Source organism: Roseburia sp. AF25-13LB (assembly GCF_003478915.1).
Classification (GTDB): Bacteria; Bacillota; Clostridia; order Lachnospirales; family Lachnospiraceae; genus Roseburia_C; species Roseburia_C amylophila.
Map to the genome: position 1 here is coordinate 314,554 of NZ_QUFO01000002.1, position 21,957 is coordinate 336,510.

Annotated in this window: 21 protein-coding genes and 1 pseudogene; 19 read left to right on the forward strand and 3 right to left on the reverse strand. The window is 41.5% G+C overall.

Going from position 1 to position 21,957, the window contains the following annotated elements; translation table 11 throughout:
- The first annotated feature begins 472 nt into the window (after window positions 1-472).
- The 5 genes from mobC to DWY37_RS04685 all read left to right on the forward strand — a co-directional run bounded on the left by mobC (window position 473) and on the right by DWY37_RS04685 (window position 3,935).
- Window positions 473-829, forward strand: coding sequence for a plasmid mobilization relaxosome protein MobC (gene mobC, locus DWY37_RS04670; protein WP_022292457.1), 357 nt, complete (start codon window positions 473-475; stop codon window positions 827-829).
- Window positions 830-2,401, forward strand: a complete 1,572-nt coding sequence (locus DWY37_RS04675) for a relaxase/mobilization nuclease domain-containing protein (RefSeq protein WP_008120479.1) — start codon at window positions 830-832, stop codon at window positions 2,399-2,401. It abuts the gene before it with no gap.
- Window positions 2,402-2,482: 81 nt separating this feature from the next.
- Window positions 2,483-3,058, forward strand: a complete 576-nt coding sequence (locus DWY37_RS04680) for a ParA family protein (RefSeq protein WP_015568193.1) — start codon at window positions 2,483-2,485, stop codon at window positions 3,056-3,058.
- Entirely contained in the window at window positions 3,036-3,203 is a 168-nt protein-coding gene (locus tag DWY37_RS15950; RefSeq protein WP_008120476.1) for a hypothetical protein, read from the forward strand. Before DWY37_RS04680 ends, DWY37_RS15950 begins: the two co-directional genes overlap by 23 nt.
- Before the next feature lie 216 nt (window positions 3,204-3,419).
- Entirely contained in the window at window positions 3,420-3,935 is a 516-nt protein-coding gene (locus tag DWY37_RS04685) for a hypothetical protein (RefSeq protein WP_022292460.1), read from the forward strand.
- 23 nt (window positions 3,936-3,958) lie between these two features.
- Here the strand turns inward: DWY37_RS04685 and DWY37_RS04690 are convergent, their stop codons facing one another.
- Entirely contained in the window at window positions 3,959-4,882 is a 924-nt protein-coding gene (locus DWY37_RS04690; RefSeq protein WP_117946484.1) for a hypothetical protein, read from the reverse strand.
- 408 nt (window positions 4,883-5,290) lie between these two features.
- On the opposite strand from DWY37_RS04690, the pseudogene DWY37_RS04695 reads away from it, so the two are divergent.
- A pseudogene (locus DWY37_RS04695) lies at window positions 5,291-5,485 on the forward strand (transcriptional regulator); the annotation flags it as partial.
- Between the two features lie 50 nt (window positions 5,486-5,535).
- On the opposite strand, the gene DWY37_RS04700 reads toward DWY37_RS04695, so the two are convergent.
- Window positions 5,536-7,944 (reverse strand): ATP-binding protein, encoded by a 2,409-nt coding sequence (locus tag DWY37_RS04700; protein WP_008120474.1) that lies wholly within the window; start codon window positions 7,942-7,944, stop codon window positions 5,536-5,538.
- 545 nt (window positions 7,945-8,489) lie between these two features.
- Between DWY37_RS04700 and DWY37_RS04705 the strand changes: the two genes are divergently transcribed.
- The 10 genes from DWY37_RS04705 to DWY37_RS16060 all read left to right on the forward strand — a co-directional run bounded on the left by DWY37_RS04705 (window position 8,490) and on the right by DWY37_RS16060 (window position 17,447).
- Window positions 8,490-8,681 carry an excisionase gene (locus DWY37_RS04705; RefSeq protein WP_015568191.1) on the forward strand — a complete coding sequence of 64 codons (192 nt, stop codon included), beginning with the start codon at window positions 8,490-8,492 and terminating at the stop codon, window positions 8,679-8,681.
- A 129-nt stretch (window positions 8,682-8,810) separates the two neighbouring features.
- Window positions 8,811-9,950, forward strand: a complete 1,140-nt coding sequence (locus tag DWY37_RS04710) for a tyrosine-type recombinase/integrase (RefSeq protein WP_008120472.1) — start codon at window positions 8,811-8,813, stop codon at window positions 9,948-9,950.
- 83 nt (window positions 9,951-10,033) lie between these two features.
- The gene (gene pyrE / locus DWY37_RS04715) at window positions 10,034-10,711 is read left to right on the forward strand and encodes an orotate phosphoribosyltransferase (RefSeq protein WP_118541288.1); all 678 of its coding nucleotides are present in this window, start codon (window positions 10,034-10,036) and stop codon (window positions 10,709-10,711) included.
- Between the two features lie 28 nt (window positions 10,712-10,739).
- Window positions 10,740-11,210, forward strand: a complete 471-nt coding sequence (locus DWY37_RS04720; RefSeq protein WP_117697497.1) for a VanZ family protein — start codon at window positions 10,740-10,742, stop codon at window positions 11,208-11,210.
- A 33-nt stretch (window positions 11,211-11,243) separates the two neighbouring features.
- Complete coding sequence (locus tag DWY37_RS04725) at window positions 11,244-11,576, forward strand: DUF6142 family protein (protein ID WP_117697499.1); 333 nt, start codon at window positions 11,244-11,246, stop codon at window positions 11,574-11,576.
- A gap of 30 nt (window positions 11,577-11,606) precedes the next feature.
- Window positions 11,607-13,700, forward strand: a complete 2,094-nt coding sequence (locus DWY37_RS04730) for an aminopeptidase (protein WP_118541292.1) — start codon at window positions 11,607-11,609, stop codon at window positions 13,698-13,700.
- A gap of 49 nt (window positions 13,701-13,749) precedes the next feature.
- A complete protein-coding gene (gene purE / locus DWY37_RS04735; RefSeq protein ID WP_118541294.1) occupies window positions 13,750-14,256 on the forward strand; it encodes a 5-(carboxyamino)imidazole ribonucleotide mutase in 507 nt (168 codons plus the stop codon).
- A gap of 131 nt (window positions 14,257-14,387) precedes the next feature.
- A complete protein-coding gene (locus tag DWY37_RS04740) occupies window positions 14,388-15,308 on the forward strand; it encodes a sugar phosphate nucleotidyltransferase (RefSeq protein ID WP_118541296.1) in 921 nt (306 codons plus the stop codon).
- A gap of 17 nt (window positions 15,309-15,325) precedes the next feature.
- Complete coding sequence (gene arcC, locus DWY37_RS04745; protein WP_117840556.1) at window positions 15,326-16,258, forward strand: carbamate kinase; 933 nt, start codon at window positions 15,326-15,328, stop codon at window positions 16,256-16,258.
- 28 nt (window positions 16,259-16,286) lie between these two features.
- Entirely contained in the window at window positions 16,287-17,447 is a 1,161-nt protein-coding gene (locus tag DWY37_RS16060) for an N-acetylmuramoyl-L-alanine amidase (protein WP_243092089.1), read from the forward strand.
- Here DWY37_RS16060 and DWY37_RS04755 read toward each other — a convergent pair.
- Window positions 17,444-17,797, reverse strand: a complete 354-nt coding sequence (locus tag DWY37_RS04755; protein ID WP_022244169.1) for a cupin domain-containing protein — start codon at window positions 17,795-17,797, stop codon at window positions 17,444-17,446. The genes DWY37_RS16060 and DWY37_RS04755 overlap by 4 nt on opposite strands.
- A 123-nt stretch (window positions 17,798-17,920) precedes the next feature.
- Here DWY37_RS04755 and DWY37_RS04760 point away from each other — a divergent pair, with 123 nt between their 5' ends.
- The 3 genes from DWY37_RS04760 to DWY37_RS04770 all read left to right on the forward strand — a co-directional run bounded on the left by DWY37_RS04760 (window position 17,921) and on the right by DWY37_RS04770 (window position 21,826).
- Window positions 17,921-19,819 (forward strand): ABC-F family ATP-binding cassette domain-containing protein, encoded by a 1,899-nt coding sequence (locus tag DWY37_RS04760; RefSeq protein ID WP_118541298.1) that lies wholly within the window; start codon window positions 17,921-17,923, stop codon window positions 19,817-19,819.
- 11 nt (window positions 19,820-19,830) lie between these two features.
- On the forward strand, window positions 19,831-20,919 hold the full coding sequence (gene mtnA, locus DWY37_RS04765; RefSeq protein ID WP_118544436.1) for an S-methyl-5-thioribose-1-phosphate isomerase: 1,089 nt from the start codon (window positions 19,831-19,833) through the stop codon (window positions 20,917-20,919).
- A gap of 136 nt (window positions 20,920-21,055) precedes the next feature.
- Window positions 21,056-21,826 (forward strand): Mrp/NBP35 family ATP-binding protein, encoded by a 771-nt coding sequence (locus DWY37_RS04770; protein ID WP_243092090.1) that lies wholly within the window; start codon window positions 21,056-21,058, stop codon window positions 21,824-21,826.
- The last annotated feature ends 131 nt before the right edge of the window (window positions 21,827-21,957 follow it).

The window sequence follows — 21,957 nt, forward strand, 5'->3', positions numbered from 1 at the left end:
AATAAGTAGTAGAGATGTGAAAAAAAGCAGTCCGAAGCGGTAAGCGAAGGGCTGCTTTTGTCTGTCTGACGGAGTCTTTTTTCCGTCAGGCAGACCTGTGGGGATGATGTGCCCTGCTGACGAAGCATCGCTTACACAAAGGCTACGAAGAAATACCAAGACGGATGCAGATGATAGCGGTTCTTATGGACAGTATAGCTATAACAGATACAGTTTAGACAACATCTGCAACCAAATGGCTACAAAGCAGAGCAACAGTAGAACCACAACAGGGGCATGACACTGCAATTTACCGGTGCAGACCACAATTTCTATTAGTATGTAGCCATAATCCGGTGCAATCGTAGCCAAAACACAATAACTGAAAATACCAAAAAATGAAGCCATGAAACAATTGGAAGAAAAGGCAGCAATGCCAATTCAACCAATGAGTTTTGTGGCTTTTTTTACAGATAAAAAGAAGGAGGACACTATGGGGAAACGAACAAGAGACGAGGTAATCTATTCTCGTGTGGATTACCGTGTAAAACAGGAATTTGAATCACAGATGAAGGAGAGCGGATATAAGACTTCCGCTGATTTCATCGACTATCTGCTCCGGGGCAACAAGGGCAGGCAGATTGACGGGACAACATTAAAGCAGTTTATGGAGGTCATGAATGAGGTCTGCTACGAACTGAAAAAGCAGGGAGTCAATATCAACCAGCTGGCAAGGAATATCAATGCCTATCCGGATTTGATATCCATGACAGCATTTGAACCGTTCCAGAGAGTATTCCGGCGGTTGGAAGACTCAGTATTAAAACTATATGAAAAGGTGGTGAGTTAGATGGCGGTATATGGAAATGTCAATGTAAAATATGCTCCATGCAAGTCTGTGGCACAGCTTCACAGTGCTGCAGATTATATTCTGGGGAAGAAGAAGGAACAGCTAAGTTCCAGTGTTATCAAGACAAAGTCGGAGTTATATAATGCTTTTGGCTGCAATCGGGATAACTTTGCAAACAGTGTCCTTATGACAAGGAAAATGCATCAGAAGAAGTATAGCCGGTTCTTCCCGCGGGACATTCTGGCACAGAAGCTATCAATATCCTTTCATCCGGAGGACAATGATAAGCTGACTTATGCAGAGGCTTACAAGATGGCAGAGGACTTTGCTCGTGAGTTCTTCTGGAAAAAGGGATTTGAGGTATTGTTTGCGGTTCATGTGGATACGGAGCATGTTCACGTGCATTTTCTGGTAAATAACTGTAATCAGAAGGATGGTTCTTCCTTTCGGAGAGGTCCGAAGGAGCTGGTGGAAATGTCGGAATATTTTGGAGAACAGTGCAGAAGCCGGGGCTTGACACACTCTGTCCGTGACAGCTTCTACAATCCGGATAAGACCAGGGAGGAACGCACCTTAGCGGAAAATCATATGCAGAAAAGGGGAAAACTTTCTTTCAAGGATGAAATGCGTGTGTATATCAGACTTGCCATGAATGATCCGACCACGCAGAACATTCATGATGTGGTGAATATGTTAGAAAGAACCTATCATATGAATGTAAGGCTGAAAGGTAATACCATTAGCTATGCCCTTCCCTATCGTAGCAGTAATGGAGGCAAGGTAAAGGCAGTACGAGGCAGTAAGCTTGGTAAGCGATTCACGGTTGCAGGCATCAGGGAATATATGAAACAGAAGGAAAAAGAGGATTGGTTTGATTATCCAAGGCAGGAGCAGGACATCGAGCATTCCAGTCAGTCCATGAAGGATTATCCCAGATGGGAAGAGGATGAGGAGGAAGTGAAGGAGTCTGCTTCTAAGGCTAAAAAGCAGATACCAACACAGGAGTCACAGCCGACCAGAAAACCGGATGTTTCTGTATATGAGGCATATGACGAGTTTCAGGAAAAACATGAGATACCGGAGAATGACGAGTCTTTCTTTTATGGTGCTGCATTTGATGACTTCAATAAAGAGTGGCAGGGACTTGATGCAGGCGCAGGCTCGGTAAGTACTGAGTTTGGCACAACAAATAACTCAACCGACGCAGAACCATATAATGAGGATGAGTTAGACGAATTACTTGATAACAATTCGTCAACGGTGCCGGTTCAAAATAAGCCGTTTCCATCTCCAGCAGAATACCGCAAGCTCTCTCTGGAAAAACGTGCTAAACTTCTTCCGCCACCTTCTGATGACCGAATTGAAGAACTAAAGAAGTATCAGGACAGAATGGGATATACCGAAGAATCCATGCGGAGTATGCGTTACAAGATGTCTGTATATGATGATTTTACCGAGGAATATGATTATCGTGTGAAATACAACAGAAATCATTCTTCAGAGGAGCAGCTAAAAGCACAAGCGGAACAGCAGATAATCACACCGGTTCGTAGACGTGGGCGTGGCAGATGACAAGGCTTTGATTGCCTTTCAAACTCACTTTCGGTAAGAAAAACTCCATTGCACATAAAATGATTTTGAGCTATAATTTTAATGGATTTTTGTATGAAAGGCGGGTATGATATATTACCAAACATTATGCTGGTAGGAGCAGAGCAAGAGTTATCACAGACGGGAAAAGAACACCGTTTGAAAGAAGCTATTGCCCCCGTAGCGGAAAAGTATGATTATATCATTATAGACACGCCGCCCTCTTTGGGTGTGTTGACCGTAAACGCATTTACGGTGGCAGGTGATATTCTGATACCGACCACAGCGGGCATATTTGCCACAACAGGAATTAACCAGCTTAACGAAACAGTAAGGAGCGTACAGCGGTACTGCAATCCTAATGTAAAGATAACGGGTATTCTGTTTACAAGGTTCAATCCGAGAGCAAACATCAGCAAGCAGATAAAGGAACTTACGGAACAGTTGAGCGAGTACATTTCTGCACCGATATATAAGACCTATATTCGGTCAGCGGTAGCGGTAGAGGAAGCACAGGCAAACAGAACAGATATATTTGAGTATGCGGAGAAGTCCACCGTATCAGAGGACTATAAAGCCTTTATAGAGGAATTTTTGAAAGGAGAGGTAGAGAGTAATGGCAGGAAAGGCAAAATTTGACCAAGAAGCGGCGTTTAAGTCGATTATAGGTGCAGGAGCAAGCGAGGGTTCAGAGAAGCCAGTGGCAAAAGGCAGACCAAAAGCGGAGTGGGAAACAAAGAAGCCCATAAAAAAGCGTGTGAGCATTGGAACGAGGGTGGCTTAGCAAAGGTTTGGATAGATAAGGACGGGTATCTTTGTATCGAATATGAAAGCGGCGAATGGTGGCACTACAACGATAAAGGAGAGTGGTGGTAGATGAAAGTAGGAAAGTATCAGATAGGACGTTTCCATGCGATTATTCGCAAGGAATACGCAGACGGAAGTGTTGACTATTGGCAGGGATATAAGACATTATTAAATGAAGAATGAGGTGAAGAGAATGAATAAGAAACAAAAGAAAATATTTTTTTGTGTTTGTATGATTTTTTTTCTGTTTTTAATTGTTACTATATATTTATTGAAGCAGAAATCACCATATGAATATTTGAAAGAACAAAAAGGAATGACAGCACAAACTACTGCAAATGAATGTTTGGAAGAAATTCGATTCGACAATAAATATATAGTGTTTTTCATAAATGAGAATGGAAATCTATCATGTGCAGTTATGAAGAAGAAGATATTTTCTTATGAAATATTAAGAATTAGTGGAGAACTATCACAGAGCAAGAATAGTAAAAATTATTTATTTAGTTCATACGAAGATAATGGATATAAATGGATTGATTGGGGTGTGATAAATGATAGTGATATTGAATCAGTATTATCTAATGATAACAAGATGAATATTATTGATAATTTGCAGTATTCATTTAGAATATGTTGGATTATTGGAAACGGAGAAGAGAATACGCCACCAGAGCATGAAGAAATAAAAATAGGTAGTTCAATTTGAACTACCTATTTTTTATGGTTAGTTTAATAATATATTCCGGTAATATTGCAAACTAAAGGCCATTGATTTTTTACATTACTTAATGTAAATCCAGCCGAAACGCTATCACTTCCTACATTCATAGAAACACTACCTGTTGTTTTTTGATAGGTATGAATATATTTTAAGACAGCTTCTGCCGTGTTACCATTTCCAGTCATAGTATTCTTTTTGATATTAATAGTTGCATTTATATTTTTATTATAATTTGCAAAATGGTCTTCAAAAAGACTTTCTTCAAAAGACCATACTCTTCCACCGTTTGCGATAGAGTCAACCATTGTAGGATAAGTGACTTTTCCAGTTAAATCAGTCGCCGAGCATGAAGATGAATTTGTAGTAAATAAACCAGACCAAGTAATTCCCATAAAATCTTTACCTATGGCTGGATTTTTTTCTGAACTTGTAAAAGCCCCAAAGTCCCAATTTGCGTTTCCATTTAATTTACATGAGACGCTTTTTCCAGAGATAGATTGAGAACCAGAAAAAGTAAGTGTTAATTTTCCATAGGTTCTTTTAGCAGCACGACTTGTAGACATTGTGTTAATGTTGGAGAAATTATCAATACCAATATTTTCAACTTCGTCTTTAGATAAAAGACGACTATTAGAAACATAAATATCTTCATTTTTATCGGTAGCAAGAGTTTCTTCTACAAAAACTGTTGCTGTTATCGTATCAAGTTGCTTTGATTCGTTGTTAAGTGAATAGTTATTAGGTGCAGGTGATGTTTCTGTTACAATATAAGCATCTGGAAATTCTGGGGAGTAAATTATATTGTTAGTTTTTGTTACAGTATCATTTGAGATATTATTAGATTCTTTTGCAAATGTCGTTGTAGACATTCCCATAACCATAACAGCAGTAAGTGCAAGATTTACAAGTTTCTTAAAATGTTTTTTCATCATAGGCAATACCTCGCTTTCTTTGAAAAATCAATGGTTTACATAAGTCATCATTGCATATTGTCAATATTTTGTCATGTAAAAAATGAAAAATTCTGTAAATTTATAAACGCAATAATGATATAACAGAAAAATGTGATTGTACTTGCATTGTCAAGATAATTATTTAATAGGAATATTGATAATAAATTATATATAATATATAATTTATAATTTATGTATAGTAAATATGAAATAAGTTATTTATTTAAAGAAAGAGGAAAGGGAGTGAAGCTGAACGAGAGATTACTTTTTAATCATTTTTTTAATAGTGGTGCTGGTTCTGCTTCTTCCGTTTATCCTTTGGTGGAAGCACAGGCACAAAGAAACAGATAGAAAGGGGAACAGTAAAATGTAATAGGGTGAATGATTATAGCAAAAAGACCAGTATCAATATATGATTTTAAGGCTTTCGGGGCTGCCATTAAAGCCGCGAGAAACGAATACGGAGAAAGTCGCAAAAAAGTAAGCGACGAGTTATATATCTCCCCGCGCTATCTTGCGAATATCGATAACAAAGGACAGCAGCCGAGCCTACAAGTTTTCTATGACCTCGTTACCCGTTATGCTGATATTTGGGTGTGTTCTGACTATATGTATCATTGTTATGGCAATACCTAATGCGTGCTGATTAGTATTTTTTTATATTGCTCCGCAAGCTCTTTCTTTCCCCATCTCATATACAAACTATACAAATAACGAGCAGTACTTTTGGAATAATCATTATCAGGGTTCTCGTTCATAACAGCATGAAAGACGGCATCTGCGTTAAGCAGGTGCTGTTCTGCTATCACAGGCTGAGAACGGGTATAAGCAATGACACCACGATAGAACTCGCACATACCATAATCAAGGTTATTTCTACCCATAACTTCATCAATGGTGGATTCACAGAAATCAATAATTTCCAGAGCAGAATCATATTCCTTATTCTGCACCAGCATGTTAGCAAGTGAGAGTGTCTGCTGCAGGGTATCATTATTCTCTATCAATCCAAGACTGGCATATTCCCTGCGTACTGTGAAAGCTGTCTTGAGTTCTGATACGGCTTCTTCCAGTTTCTTCCGGAACAGATAAGCTGTAGAGAGGTTGTTGTGCAGGTTTGAAAGCAGATTGGCGGAACGGGCATCCGCAGTATTGGTCTTATGGTAATTTTCCATGAGGGCAATCGCCTTTTTATATTTCTTAATGGCATTATCATATTCCTTGCGTGGGAACAGAAGCTGTGCTTTGTAATCTAATAATAATGCTTTGTCACAGGCAGAAATGTGGTTGGTTTCTTGCGTAATATCTGGTGTGCCTGATTTATCTGAATTATACGATTTACTCGTTTCATCCGACTTGCCCGAATCATTCATAAGATTCATCACATATTCTATACGTTCTACCAGCTCCGACAGATAATCGGTATCCAGATATTTGTCAAAGTAAGGGTACATATCCTGTAAGAACAGTAGATAGTAAGCCCTGTTATCTAGGATGATGTGTCTGTTGATGCTTTTCAGACATTCCATGACAGTCACCGGTCTTTTTACATCCAGACCGTGAGCAAGGCAAATCAAATGCAGGTGATTTAACATCACATGGCAGTCTGATACGGTTGGAATGGTCTCTGCGATTGCCACTTCCTGAATGAGAGGATGGAGTGCAATCGTCTTATTTTCGGTATCTTCACTGATAATGCCATAGCGTATCAGCTCATTAACATTTTTGAGAGAATCCAGTTCCAGCCACATTTTGAACGCACTTTTATAAACTCCTGATACCGGCAGGAGTGAGAGGTTACGGAGGATATCAATACTGTCCTCATTTAATCTATTAAGCTTCATCAACATGCGAAGGTGTCCTATCATACTGGCATAGGAGAATTCATCATCCTTGAATACCTCGATTTCTTCCATGTTCTGCCCGATACCGCAGGAACGCAGCTCCTGTAACAATTCTTCCGGTTCCATGCCGCTGGCTTCTAAGGTAAGAGCAGCCATGCAGACAGTCAGGGTATGACAGTTCACTTCTTCTATAATGGCAGACACACTGTCCGGATCACGTTTTGCAGAAGGACAATGCTTGTAGAACAGTTCTGTCAGTTCTTTTTCTTTATCCAATTCCTTTATTTCTATAGAATCATAATTCTTAAGTTTGCATCTGCTGGTAATCAATAGCTGCATATCATTCTTCATCAGTTCCTTTAAGAAGGGTTCGTCCTTTGGAAGCACATTGAAGTTGTCCAGAATCAGCAGTGTATCTGTGTGGAGTCTCTGCATCACCTTATAGTGATTCTGAAAACGGACTTCCTCATTCATTTCTACGGAATCATCTGCAAATGTAAGGTTTGCGATGTCTTTTCTCAAATCACCGGTGTAATACAGATAAATGATATTGGTGTACTTTTTACGGTTCGTCTGTGCATAGGCTTTGGCAACTTCGCTTTTTCCAATGCCTGCCATACCAGTAATGAATAAGACGGATTGATTGGAAAGATGGGATGCGATTGCTTTTATCTCATCCTTTCGTCCAATGAATGCCTGATTGCAGGAGGGAAGCTTATTGCAAAGAATCACTTCCGAAAGGTCGGGAGAATAGAGCGCACCTGTGCTATGGTCATTCAAAATCGCATATCTTACCACAGAGCAGAAAAAGGCTGCATTATCCGGCTCCTGAATCAGTGCATCAGCCATTTCCTGCCCGATGGTTTTTATACTGTCTGTAATCAATTCCTCCATCTGGATTCGAGCCTGTGCTTCGTTCAACAGGTTCGGAATAATCTTATCTCTGAAATCATCCTCCATCGTATCCCATTCATCCTCATCTTCATAAGTCTTTAGGATATCTATAGGAATCGGGCGGGCGCCATTGCACCAGCGGCTGTACATCGTCGTGTCATCTGCGATTAATTCCGAAGCTGTCAGAGTATCATCCAGATATGCAGAGAACAGACTGCGTACAAGCTGGTGCTGCGGGTAGGTTTTCTTTTTATTTTCCAATAATACACCAATCACATTGGCGAAGGTCAGTCTGTTTCTCATCTGTGTGCTCCTTTCAGAGAGGATTTATCAATCCCGCTATCTATCTTATCTGTCTTTCTATATTTTCATTCTTTGAAAAGTTTCTATGTCAAGTCGCGGTCAAGTGACCGTCAATTATTTTATTCTCTATATTTTACTACAATTAACTTACAAAACGTAGCCGGGCGGCATCAGAAATGAAGCAAATCGGCTACAACAATCATAACACAAAACAAACTTATGTTCTACAAGAATATCGAAATGTTTTAACTGTACATTGAAAACTTCATGAGTTGTATTCACAGTCAACGGACTTTGCGATGATACTTAAAGCAATTTAAGCGGAGCAAAGAACAGACACTTCCGTCAAGGGTGGGAGATGATCTCGCGCAGGAGAGGCCCACAGGCAGGTTTCAGTAGTGAGAAATCGGTGCTAAAGAATCCAGACAGTGGATACGTAGAAAACCAAACTAAGAGTACTGGAACAATCTTACTTTAGGAACCGCTTATTGCGGGTAGGAAAGAAGGTGGTTAATGAGAATATTACGAGAGGAGGCAGGACTACCATGAAAACAGAACTTGATACAAGAGCGTTATTAAATGTAAAGGAAATGTGTGAGTACCTTGGTATTGGACAGACGAAAGCAAGAGAATTGCTTTCCAATCCGGCCAATGGTTTCACGGTAAGAATCGGTAACAGACTATATGCTCATAAGGGCAGATTAGACCACTGGTTACTGAATCAGATTCTTTCATAAATAAGAACACGGAGGAGTTTCAAAATGAGAATTCAATTTTTGAAACGGATTGATAATTGTAAGGTTTTATGGTAGAATAGGGACGATATTTGGAATCCTTCCTATTCTACACTTAGGAAGGAGGCATAAATGGGTAAATCCCTTAATGGTAAAGAATTAGGTAAAGGCTTATCACAGAGAAAGGATGGTCTTTATCAGGGAAGATTCGTGAATCGTTTTGGCAAGAAGCAGACGGTTTACGCAAAGACGCTGAATGAGGTAAGACAGAAGCTTAGAAACGAACAGTATGAGGATGAAAAGGCACTCAATGTTGTTGCGAAGGACGTAACGCTTGACGAATGGTATGAAATCTGGATGGATACCTGCAAGAAGAATTGCAGAGACTCCACCAAGGAGACATACGCAGGTCATTATCGCAGAATACAGAAGGCTCTGGGATGGAGAAAACTCACATCCTTGAATTTACTGATTATGCAGCAGGCGATTAACGAACTGGAAACAGACAATGAGCGTAAGAATTCGAAAAAGATACTGGTCGATATGCTGGAGAAAGCAATAGACTCTGATTTACTTATCAAAAATTCTGCTAAGCAGATCAATACTGTGATTTCTAAAGAGGTTAAGAAAGAACGTAGAGTATTAACGGTAGGTGAAACGGAGCTTTTTTTTAGCTATGCGAAGGACACATTCTACTACAATTTATATGTAGTGGCAATCGACACAGGAATGCGTATTGGTGAGTTGATGGGGCTTCAGTGGTCTGATGTAGACTTTGAAAAGAAGGTTGTACACGTCAGACGTTCCTTATGCTATTTCCGCAAGGATGGCAAATATGTCTTTGAATGGCATGATACCAAGACGCATAACAGCAAGCGAACCATTCCCTTAACAACAAGAGCTATGGAAGCTCTGAAAAAACAAAGAGTTCGCGGGCAGGAGATTCTGCTTAAGAACGCACAAACAGCACAGGACGAATACAAGAATCTGGTTTTCGTAACCAGAAACAATCGACCTACACAGCAGTTCATCGTACAGGAATGTATGGATGTAACAACGAGACGAATTCAGAAGGAACACCCGGAATTTGAGAGGTTCTCTCCTCATTGTTTCCGTCACACCTTTGCAACAAGGGCAATCGAGAACGGAATGCAGCCTAAGAGCGTGCAGAAGCTTCTCGGACATGGCTCCTTACAGCTGACAATGGATTTGTATTGTCACGTAACAGATGATACCTTGTTTGACGAGATGAGGAAGATGGAAGCGGTGTAAAGTGTGTAAAAAGTGTGTAGTAAAGCAATTTGAGACAATAATAAAGGCGTGAAAGCCTTATAAACAGGAGGTTTTAAGATAAAATGGAACAGTATAAGCAGGAATTTATTGAATTTATGGTGGAGAGTGAGGTTTTGAAATTTGGTGACTTCACATTAAAGAGTGGAAGAAAGTCTCCATTCTTTATGAATGCAGGTGCATATGTAACCGGTTCACAGTTATCCCGCCTTGGAGAATATTATGCAAAAGCAATTCACGACCACTATGGTACCGATTTTGATGTGCTGTTTGGACCGGCATATAAGGGAATTCCGCTTTCTGTTGCAACAACAATCGCATTCAGCCGTCTTTATGGCAAAGAGATTCGTTACTGTTCTAACCGTAAAGAAGTAAAAGACCATGGCGATACCGGAATTTTGCTTGGAAGCAAAATCAAAGATGGTGACCGTGTTGTTATTATTGAGGATGTAACGACATCCGGAAAATCTATTCAGGAGACATTCCCAATCATTCAGGCACAGGGAGATGTAACCATTCTTGGACTGATGGTATCCTTAAACCGTATGGAAAAAGGACTTGAGACAGACAAATGCGCATTGGATGAGATTCAGGAGAAATATGGTTTTCCTGCAAATGCAATTGTCAGCATGGCAGATGTGGTAGAGTGTTTATACAACCGTCCTTGTCAGGGCAGGCTTATCATTGATGATAAGATGAAAGAAGCAATTGATAAATATTATGAGCAGTATGGGGCAAAATAAACAGCAAAAATGAAATGGGGAAAAGGAATTGAGTCAGAAGACGAGAAAACTGCTTCGTATCGGAGCATGGATTTTATTCGTAATATATCTGGGTCTGCTTTGCTATTTCCTGTTCTTCTCAGAAATGATGGGAAGAACCTATTCCGAAAGAAGCTACCATTATAATCTTATGCCCTTAAAAGAAATCAAGCGGTTTATTATTTACCGGAAGGTACTGGGGACGAAAGCAGTCTGCTTTAACCTTCTGGGAAATATTGTCGCTTTTATTCCTTATGGAATGCTGCTGCCATTACTGGCACATAATCAGAGAAAGTTCTACCGGATAGTGCTTTTGAGTTTTGACTTCAGCCTGCTGGTGGAACTGGTACAGCTTGTATCCAAGGTAGGAAGCTTTGATGTAGATGATCTGATTTTAAATACCATCGGCGGGGCAATTGGATATGTTGGATTTTTGCTGGCAAATCATATCCGGTGTCACAAATTTGAGCAGAAAGAATAGACTTCGGTACAATATGGTATCGGGAGAAAGAACATGAGAAAAAGACGAAGAGGATACAGAAAATATAAATTTACAGAAAAAACACTTTCGAAAAGAGGAATTACAGCACTTGTTCTGGCATTACTGTCACTGGTCAGTTTTGTGGTGATGGTAGTTCTTGCATTCAGAAGTGCCGGTAATTTAAGCATATACATAGCCTGCTATGGAATCCTGGCTTTTTTTGCAGCATTAGCCGCAGTGATTCTTGCAATTATAAGCCTGAAGGAGGAAAATTCATTTCGCAGCATTCCGTATGCTGCTACATTTTTCTCGATTTTTTCACTGCTTATCTGGATAGCTGTCTATGCAGGCGGTATTCTGTTGTAGGCAAAATTAGAAATATAAAGGATATAAAGTATGGAATATCAGAATTTAAACGCAGAAGAAAGAGAAGCAATTACAGAACGACTGGATTTGGTAACGGAACGGATACATGAACTTGCGGCAGAACCGGAGGTTTGTGAGCCGTTCCGTGCTTATTTTAAAGGAACGGCAGCATTTATTGTAAAAACGGAAGAAGTATTGCGGCAGGTATTAAATGACAGCTTCTGCAGCCAGAGCAGGGAAACATTACAGAAGATAAATGAAGCATTGTATGAGGAGATTTTGCCGGAACATTATAAAGAAAGCTATGCCAACCCGGATTATGCCTGTATAACCCTGGGCGAGGAATACGGTACACTGCTTAGTATGCTTTACGCAGAGCTTCGGAGCCTGATTCCTTATGCTTATGAGGGCGATGTGGAAGCCTATACCTGCTTCTGTGAATTGTTTATCCAGGTTTATACCTGTTTTAATGACGAAGAGGGAACAACCCCGAAAGAAGTGCAGCAGGCAATTTACTGGTTCTTCCACGATTATAGTGAATTGTTTACCGAGCGCAGCGTCTGTGAAATGGTAGATGCCAGCCGGGATTTCTTTACCCGGATAGTAATGGATTCTGATTTACAGGATTTAAAATACCTTTATTATTATGGAGAACCAGTCGGAGAAAATGAAATCCGTATGGCAGAGTATATGAACCAGCTTCCGCAGGAGAAGATTCAGGCAATGGCGGATACTTATACGGAAGGCTACCGGATTGGCTTTATTACCACCGGAAAAGACTTATCCATAAAATCTACCGTAAATGTGGAATATGCCATCGGAATGGAACGTATGGTGCGGGCAGCAATTGCTAATTTTGAGAAGATGGGATTAAAACCGACGATTTACCGGGATGCGTTTTCTTCCTTCCGTAACCGCGGCAATTCCAAGCGGGGCTGCTATGCGGCTTCTGTGAACCGTCAGTTTGATTATGACCATAAAGCAGATAAAGCAGTATATTTAGATAAAGCCTTTGTGGAACGCCGATTAGAGACACTCCGGACTGTATATGAAGATAAGAAAGAACTTGCAGCAGGCTACGCAGGTCCGGCAGTAATCGAAGTGTTCGGAGAACCGTTATTTGAACCGGAAAATAAAAAAACTGCCTGCCATTACAGCGACAAGCAGAATGAATTAAATGTCTATTATGCGTCACAGGCTGGGCAGATTACCAATCAGTATATTAAGGGAGAGGAAAGAAGCTTTACGATTATTGCTTATCCGCTCCCGCAGATTGGCAGCAACTTTGAAGAAATCTTTGATAAGACGGTAGAATTAAATACACTGGATTATACCCTGTACCGGGATATGCAGGCGAAAATTATTGAAGTATTAGACCAGGGAGTCAGGGCACATATCAGAGGAAAAGGCGATAACGAAACAGATATGACCGTGGAATTATACCACCTTAAGAATCCACAGAAAGAGACTATCTTTGAAAACTGCGTGGCAGATGTCAATATTCCGGTAGGGGAAGTATTTACTTCACCGGTGCTGACCGGAACCCACGGAGTACTGCATGTATCTTATGTCTATCTTAACGGACTCCGGTATGAGAACCTGAAAATGACGTTTGAAGATGGAAAAGTTGTGGATTACAGCTGCAGTAATTTTGACAGTGAAGAAGAGAACCATAAATATATTTATGATAACGTGCTGATGCACCATGATACGCTGCCGTTAGGGGAGTTTGCTATTGGAACCAACACCACGGCATACCGGATGGCAAAGGACTTTGATATTGCAGATAAATTGCCGATTCTGATTGCAGAGAAGACAGGTCCACATTTTGCAGTGGGAGATACCTGTTATTCCCAGGCAGAGGATACGCCGGTTTATAATCCGGATGGCAAAGAAATTGTGGCAAGGGATAATGAAATCTCAATTCTTCGGAAAGAAGACGAGAGTAAGGCATACTTTAACTGCCATACGGATATTACGATACCGTATGATGAATTAGACTGCATTTATATTGAACGGGCAGATGGCAGTACCGGGGATATTATAAGAGATGGCAGGTTTGTAGTACCGGGCACAGAAAAACTGAATGAGCCGTTGGAAAATAAGACTTCATTTCCGGCGTAAAACAGTGTATACTAAAAGGACAAGTATCTATGAGAAAAGGAGAAAGAAAATGGCAAAAGTAGGAATTGTAATGGGCAGTGATTCAGATATGCCTGTAATGGCAAAAGCAGCAGATATTTTGGAACAGCTTGGAATCGAGTATGAGATGACAATTATTTCCGCACATCGTGAGCCGGATGTATTTTTTGAATATGCAAAGAGCGCAGAGAGCAAAGGATTTAAAGTAATTATCGCAGGAGCAGGAATGGCAGCACATCTTCCGGGAATGTGTGCAGCAATCTTCCCTATGCCGGTAATCGGAATTCCAATGCATACCACATCTTTAGGCGGAAGAGATTCTCTTTATTCTATCGTACAGATGCCGACCGGTATTCCGGTAGCAACCGTTGCAATCAATGGTGGCGCAAATGCAGGAATTCTTGCAGCAAAGATTCTTGCAACATCAGATGATGCATTATTGGAACGATTAAAAGAATATTCTAAGAATTTAAAAGAGCAGGTAGAAGCAAAGGATAAGAAGCTTCAGGAAGTCGGCTACAAAGAATACATGAAATAGCAGGCGTAAGTGAGTCAGTATGCCTTTATCGTTGACGAGCGGTGAAATCATTAGATAAGAATAGTGAAATAGAGGAAAAAGAAAAGGGTAGAGAGAAAAAAGTTTTAAAAATAAGGTTGAGGAGAATACGAATGAAAACAACACTGATTATTATGGCGGCAGGCATTGGCTCCCGTTTTGGCGGCGGAATTAAGCAGCTTGAGAAAATGGGACCAAATGGCGAGATTATTATGGACTATTCCATTTATGACGCGGTGGACGCAGGTTTTGATAAGGTTGTATTTATCATTCGCAAGGATATTGAGGCGGATTTTAAAGAAATCATTGGAAACAGAATCGGAAAACAGGTAGAAGTAGATTATGTATTCCAGGATATCAATGATATACCGAAAGGCTTTACAGTGCCGGAAGGCAGAACAAAACCATGGGGAACCGGTCAGGCAGTATTATGCTGCAAAGGCGTAGTGAAGGAACCATTTTTAGTCATCAATGCAGATGATTATTACGGAAAAGAAGCATTTGTAAAGATGCATGATTTTCTGGTAAATCATGAAGAGGATAAGGAAAGATTCCGCCTTGGAATGGCTGGATATATCCTGAAGAACACACTGAGTGATAACGGAACCGTTACCCGTGGTGTCTGTGTGGTAGATGAAAAGAGTGGCTATCTTGAAAAAATTTTAGAGACACACAGCATCTATGCCGATGAAAAAGGAAAAGTACATTGTGAAGAAGCTGATGTGGCAGAATGGATTCACCCGGATGTAAATGTATCTATGAACATGTGGGCTGGCTATCCGGATTTTATTGATTATCTGGAAGAGGGCTTCCGTGAGTTCTTAGCACATATTGAAGACAATCCGATGAAGAAAGAGTATCTGCTGCCAAATATTGTGGAATTGCTTTTGAATCAGGATAAGGCAACCGTAAAAGTTTATGAGACAGCAGACCGCTGGTTTGGAGTTACTTATTTAGAGGACAAACCATTTGTTGTGGATTCCATCCGCGGACTGATTAAAGACGGTGTCTATCCGGAAAATCTTTGGGCATAGAATTGGAGGATTGTAACATGAAAAAGAAGAGAATTGTGATTGCATTAGGACATGAAGCATTGGGAACAACACTTCCGGAACAGAAGAAAGCAACCAAGCTTACCGCAAAAGCAATCGGAGATTATATTAAGGATGACTGTCAGGTAGTTCTTTCCCACAGCAATGGACCACAGGTGGGAATGATACATACTGCAATGGCTGAATTCGCAAGAATTTATCCGGAATATACTGCTACTCCGATGTCTGTCTGCTCTGCTATGAGTCAGGGCTATATCGGATACGATTTGCAGAATGCCATTCGTACCGAATTATTAAACCGTGGAATTTACAAACCGGTATCTACTGTTTTAACACAGGTAACCGTAGACCCATACGATGAAGCATTTTATCATCCAACCAAAATTATCGGCCGTGTCATGACAGAGGAAGAGGCAGAAGCAGAAGAGAAGAAAGGGAACCATACGGTAAAACAGGGCGATGGATACCGCCGTATCGTGGCAGCTCCAAAGCCAATGGACATCGTAGAAATTGATGCCATCCGTGCACTTTCCGATGCAGACCAGGTAGTAATTGCCTGTGGTGGTGGCGGTATTCCTGTATTAGAGCAGGATAATAATCTAAAAGGTGCCAGCGCAGTCATTGAAAAAGACCTTGCAGCAGGCAGACTTGCAGAGCTTTTAGATGCTGACCAGCTCATTATCTTAACCAGTGTTGAGCATGTGTGTTTAAATTATGGCACAGCCAATGAACAGCCATTGGATGAGATGACGGTAGAAGAAGCAAAACAGTATATGGACGAGGGTCAGTTTGAAGAAGGAACCATGCTTCCGAAGATTCAGGCAGCAATCGATTACATCGGCAATTCTGCAGTCCGTTCCGTACTGATTGCAAACTTGGAGGAAGCATTAGATGGTGTCAGCGGATTAAAGGGAACTTTGATTCATAAGTAAGATGATATAGGGAAATGTGAGGGAATCTATGAGAACATCAGAAAGAAGCACATTCCATAAGGGCAGCAGGCACTCGGCAGTTACCGTATGCCTGTTGCTTGTTATGTGTCTGGTATTTCTGACCGCTTGCGGGAAGGATAAAAAAGACGATACAGTTGCGAATGTGAATACCGAAGAAACATTAACAAATACAGAGGTACCAACAACAGAAAGTGTAATTGACACCGAAGAAGTTGTAGATACGGAAACAGAAACAGAGACGGAAACAGAGCATGTTCCGGCAGTATTGAATCCGGATACGGTAGTTTATGCAGAAGAGACTGTTTATACGACAACAAGAGTCAATGTGAGGATAGAACCTTCTACCGATGCAGAGGTTTATAAGAAATTATCTGCGGGAAAAGAACTTATCCGCACTGCAAATGATGGAAGCTGGAGCCAGGTTTCATTGGATGAAGGAACTTATTATATGGCATCCGATTATTTGACCACAGAGAAGCCGCAGGAGCCGGTAGCATTGACTGGAAGTGCAGGAACCGGAATTATATCCGGAAGCGGTGGACATGTCATCTGCATTGACCCGGGACATCAGAGCAGAGGAGACAGTACACCGGAGCCGGTAGCACCGGGATCTTCTGAGACCAAGGCAAGAGTAACCGGAGGAACATCCGGCGTTGCAACCGGACAGACAGAGTATCAGCTTAATTTATCCGTCAGCTTAAAATTGCGGGATGAACTGGTAGCAAGAGGTTATACCGTAGTCATGACAAGAGAAACCAATGATGTGAATCTCAGTAACAGCGAGCGGGCAGCCATTGCAACCAATGCGGGAGCAGAAGCATTTGTCCGTATACATGCCAACGGATCTACCAACAGCGGAGCCAATGGGGCTATGACAATCTGCCAGACGGCGTCCAATCCGTATGTAGGAAGCTTTTACAGCCAGAGCCGTTCTCTTTCCCAGAATATACTGGATAGTCTGTGTGCACAGACCGGTGCAAAGAAGGAATATGTGTGGGAGACTGATACCATGAGTGGAATTAACTGGAGTACCGTACCGGTAACAATTGTAGAAATGGGATATATGACAAATCCCACCGAAGATTCCAATATGGCAACGGACTCTTATCAGACTCAGATTGCACAGGGAATCGCCAATGGGATTGATGCTTATTTTGCCGGTAATTAGGCAAGATAATTAATGACAGCAAAGAGAATGAGATCTTCTTTTGGAGAAGCATTTGCAATGCTGTGGGACTCTCCGCTTTTGCAGACGCAGGTATCACCGGCTTCTAAAGCAACGATGGTTCCGTTATCGTCATAGGCTGCATGACCGGAGAGAATGGTGATGATTTCTTCTTCCCCTTCATGCATATGCTTTCCGAGAGAACAGCCCGGTCTTAAGATGAGTTTTGCAATCATCTTGGCTGGGCTTTCATAGTCTATAGGATTGACGGAACGGATAATCTCAACAGTGCCGGTTCCGCCTTTCATATTTTCGTTAAAAATATGTTTTAATTCAGATGCTCTATGATACATATATTACCTCCTGAATAGTTGTGCTATGCATTACAGTATAGCCAGTGAGCAGTCAAATGTAAATATGTATTGTGATAGAAAATTATTGCCAATAAGAATGAAAAAGAAATACAGGAGACCTTTATGAATTTATTATCAGCAGAGAATATAACCAAGACATTTACCGGAAGAAAGTTATTTTCCAATGCCTCCTTTTATTTGCAGGAAGGAGAGAAAGTCGGAATTGTGGGAATTAACGGAACCGGAAAATCCACTTTACTGAAAATGCTGGCAGGCTTAGAGGAACCGGATGCTGGAGAAATCACCAAGGCAAATCATGCGGTAATCCGCTATCTTCCGCAGATGCCGGAATTTGGAGAAGAAGAGACTGTTTTAGAAAGTGTACTGGTAACGGCACACCGGAAGAATCAGGCAGATGCTTCCGGGGAAGATTATCAGATGTGGAATTTAGAGAGCAAGGCAAAATCCATGCTCACAAGACTTGGCGTATATAATTTTGAAGAAAAGACGAAAAACTTATCCGGTGGAGAAAGAAAACGTCTGGCTCTTGTGGCAGTGCTTTTAACACCCTGCGATATTCTGCTGTTAGACGAGCCTACCAACCACCTGGATGCAGATATGGCAGAGTGGCTGGAAGGATACTTAAAGGGCTTTAAGGGAACACTGATTATGGTAACCCATGACCGGTATTTTCTGGACAGCGTATGTAACCGTATTGCAGAAATTGATAAAGGCTCCATTTACAGTTATCAGGAAAATTATTCCGGTTATCTGAATCTGAAGCAGGAGCGCATGGATATGGCAGTTGCCGGGGAACGGAAGCGGCAGTCCATCCTTCGCAAGGAGATCGCCTGGATGCAGCGGGGCGCAAGGGCAAGGTCTACCAAGCAGAAAGCCCATATCAAACGTTATGAGAATCTTAGAGACCAGTCGGGACCACAGTTTGATAAGCAGGTGGAATTGAGTTCGGTTTCCAGCCGTATGGGAAAGACGACGGTAGAGCTTCATCATATCAGTAAATCCTATGGAGAAAAAAAGCTGATTGAGGATTTTTCCTATATCTTTCTTAAGAATGACAGAGTCGGATTTGTGGGACATAATGGATGCGGTAAGACCACTTTGATGAAGATTATCGATGGCAGGGTAAAGCCGGATGCCGGAGAACTGGTTATCGGACAGACCATAAAGATAGGCTATTATTCCCAGGAGATTGAAAAGGATGCATCGGCGGGAGTTGCCTATATGGATCCGTCTTTAAAGGTTATTGAATATATCCGCAATACTGCAGAATATGTCCGGACAGAGGATGGACTGGTGTCCGCATCAGCCATGTTGGAGCGTTTCTTATTCCCACCGGAAGAACAGTATGGCGTTATCGGAAAACTTTCCGGTGGAGAAAAGCGGAGACTGAATCTGCTTCGTGTATTGATGGAAGCACCGAATGTACTGATTTTGGACGAGCCGACCAATGATCTTGATATTACCACACTGGCAATTTTAGAGGATTATCTTGATAATTATGATGGAATCGTCATTACGGTATCCCATGACCGGTATTTCCTTGACCGTATCGCAAAGCGGATTTTTGCATTTGAACAGGGAAACATAAGACAGTATGAGGGCGGTTATACGGATTATCTTGCCAAGCGGCCGGAGGAAGAGACTGCAGCAGGAAATGCAGGCACAGAGACTTCCAGGAAAAAAGCAGACCAGACGGAAAACGCAGATGCCACAGAGAATGACGAAAAGAAGGATTCCAAGGCGACCTGGAAGAGCGGCAGGAAGTTGAAATTTACCTGGCAGGAGCAGAAGGATTATGAGACCATCGAGGACGATATTGCAGCTTTGGAAGCAAAGTTAGAAGAACTGGATGAGAAGATGGGAAGCTTTGCCAGTGATTTTGTAAAATTAAATGAGCTGACCCAGGAGAAGATAAAAGTGGAAGATGAATTAGAGCATAAGATGGAACGCTGGGAGTATTTAGAAGAACTGAATGCCAGAATAAAGGCTCAGGACAAGTAGGAGATAAGGCTATGGAGAAGGAAAAAAACAGTAAGAATATTATGGATTATGCAACGGTTACACTCTTAGATGCAGAGAATGCCATTGAAATCATCGACCAGACAAAGCTGCCTGGAACGATAGAACTGATCCGGTTAAAAAGTGCGCAGGAAATCTGGAATGCCATTTATTTATTGAAAGTCCGTGGCGCACCGGCAATAGGTGTGGCAGCAGGCTTTGGCATTTATCTTCTGGCAAAAGAAATTGAAACAGAGGATTATGAAGTCTTTTATGAAGCTTTTCAGAAACAGAAAGAATATTTGAATTCTTCCCGTCCGACCGCAGTCAATCTCTCCTGGGCATTAAACCGGATGGAGAAAGTCTGCATTGCAAATAAAAATAAGCCGGTTGCAGAGATAAAAGAATTGCTTCATAAAGAAGCCATTGAGATTCAGGAAGAAGATATCCGGGTCTGCAAAAGCATCGGAGAACACGGACTGGCACTGGTGAAGCCGGGTGATGGTATTTTGACCCATTGCAATGCCGGACAGCTTGCCACCAGTAAATATGGAACTGCTACAGCACCGATTTATCTGGGGGAAGAAAGAGGTTATCATTTTCATGTATTTGCAGATGAGACAAGACCTCTTTTGCAGGGGGCGAGACTTACTTCTTTTGAACTGCATGCAGCAGGGGTGGATGTGACCCTGATTTGTGATAATATGTCAGGCGCCGTTATGAAGCAGGGGCTGGTACAGGCTGTATTTGTAGGCTGTGACCGGGTGGCAGCCAATGGAGATACGGCAAATAAAATCGGAACCTCCGTTGTGGCAACGGTAGCAAAGCGGTATCATGTACCTTTTTATGTCTGTGCACCGACTTCTACCATTGACTTAAATACAGCAACCGGAGATGACATCTGCATCGAAGAGCGTCCGGCAGAGGAAGTGACGGAGATGTGGTATCAGGAGCGGATGGCACCGGAAGGCGTCAAAGTATACAATCCGGCATTTGATGTGACAGATCACGATTTAATCAGCGGAATTGTAACAGAGTATGGAATCGCAAGAGAGCCATATACGGAGAGCTTAAAAGAAATCCTTTCGAAGAGAAATGCATAAGGTATCAATTTTTGTGCAAACTGATATCTTGAAAAGTATCTATCAGTAAGGTATGATAGTAATAATGAGGTTTTAATAAAAATATAGGCGGTGTCGATCACGTACACCGCCTGTTTAGCGAAAAGAGGGAATAGAAATGGCAATAAAGTTTCAGAAAGAGCCAATGAATGCACATTCATCCATAAAGCATGTAATCGGCGTAGTCAGCGGTAAAGGTGGTGTTGGAAAATCTTTTGTCACAGCATCCATGGCAGCCGCTATACGTAAGAAAGGTTATGAAGTAGGTATTATGGATGCCGACATTACCGGACCATCCATTCCAAAGATGTATGGAATTCACGGAAAAGCAGTCGGAGATGGAAAAGAGATTCTTCCGGCAGTGGCAGAAGACGGAACCAGGATTATGTCTGTAAATTTATTGGTTGATACAGAAGAAACGCCGGTTGTATGGCGTGGACCAGTCGTTGCCGGCGTAGTAAAGCAGTTCTGGAGTGACGTGGTATGGGGTGACATTGATTACCTTTTCGTAGATATGCCACCGGGAACCGGAGATGTTCCACTGACTGTATTCCAGTCTCTTCCGGTAGAAGGAATCATTATCGTAACTTCTCCGCAGGAACTGGTTCAGATGATTGTAAAGAAAGCATATAACATGGCAGGGATGATGAATGTTCCTGTCCTTGGAATCGTTGAAAATTACAGCTATTTAAAATGTCCGGATTGTGGAAAAGAGATTTCCTTATTTGGAGAAAGCCATATTGATGAAATCGCAGCAGACCTTGATTTGTCCGTTCTTGGAAAACTTCCATTGGATCCGGCATATGCAAAAGCTGCCGATGCAGGACAATTTTATACTATGGACAACCCATATATTGCCAAAGCAATTGAGGCGTTGGAACAAATTTAGATAATAACAGGTAATCTGCCATTTCGGTGGGTTACCTGTTTTATGCGGGAAATAAAAAATATGTTTCCCGTAGTTAAAGCGATGCAGCATAGCAACAGAAAAATGCATGAAAAGCACCGCAGACGTGGAAA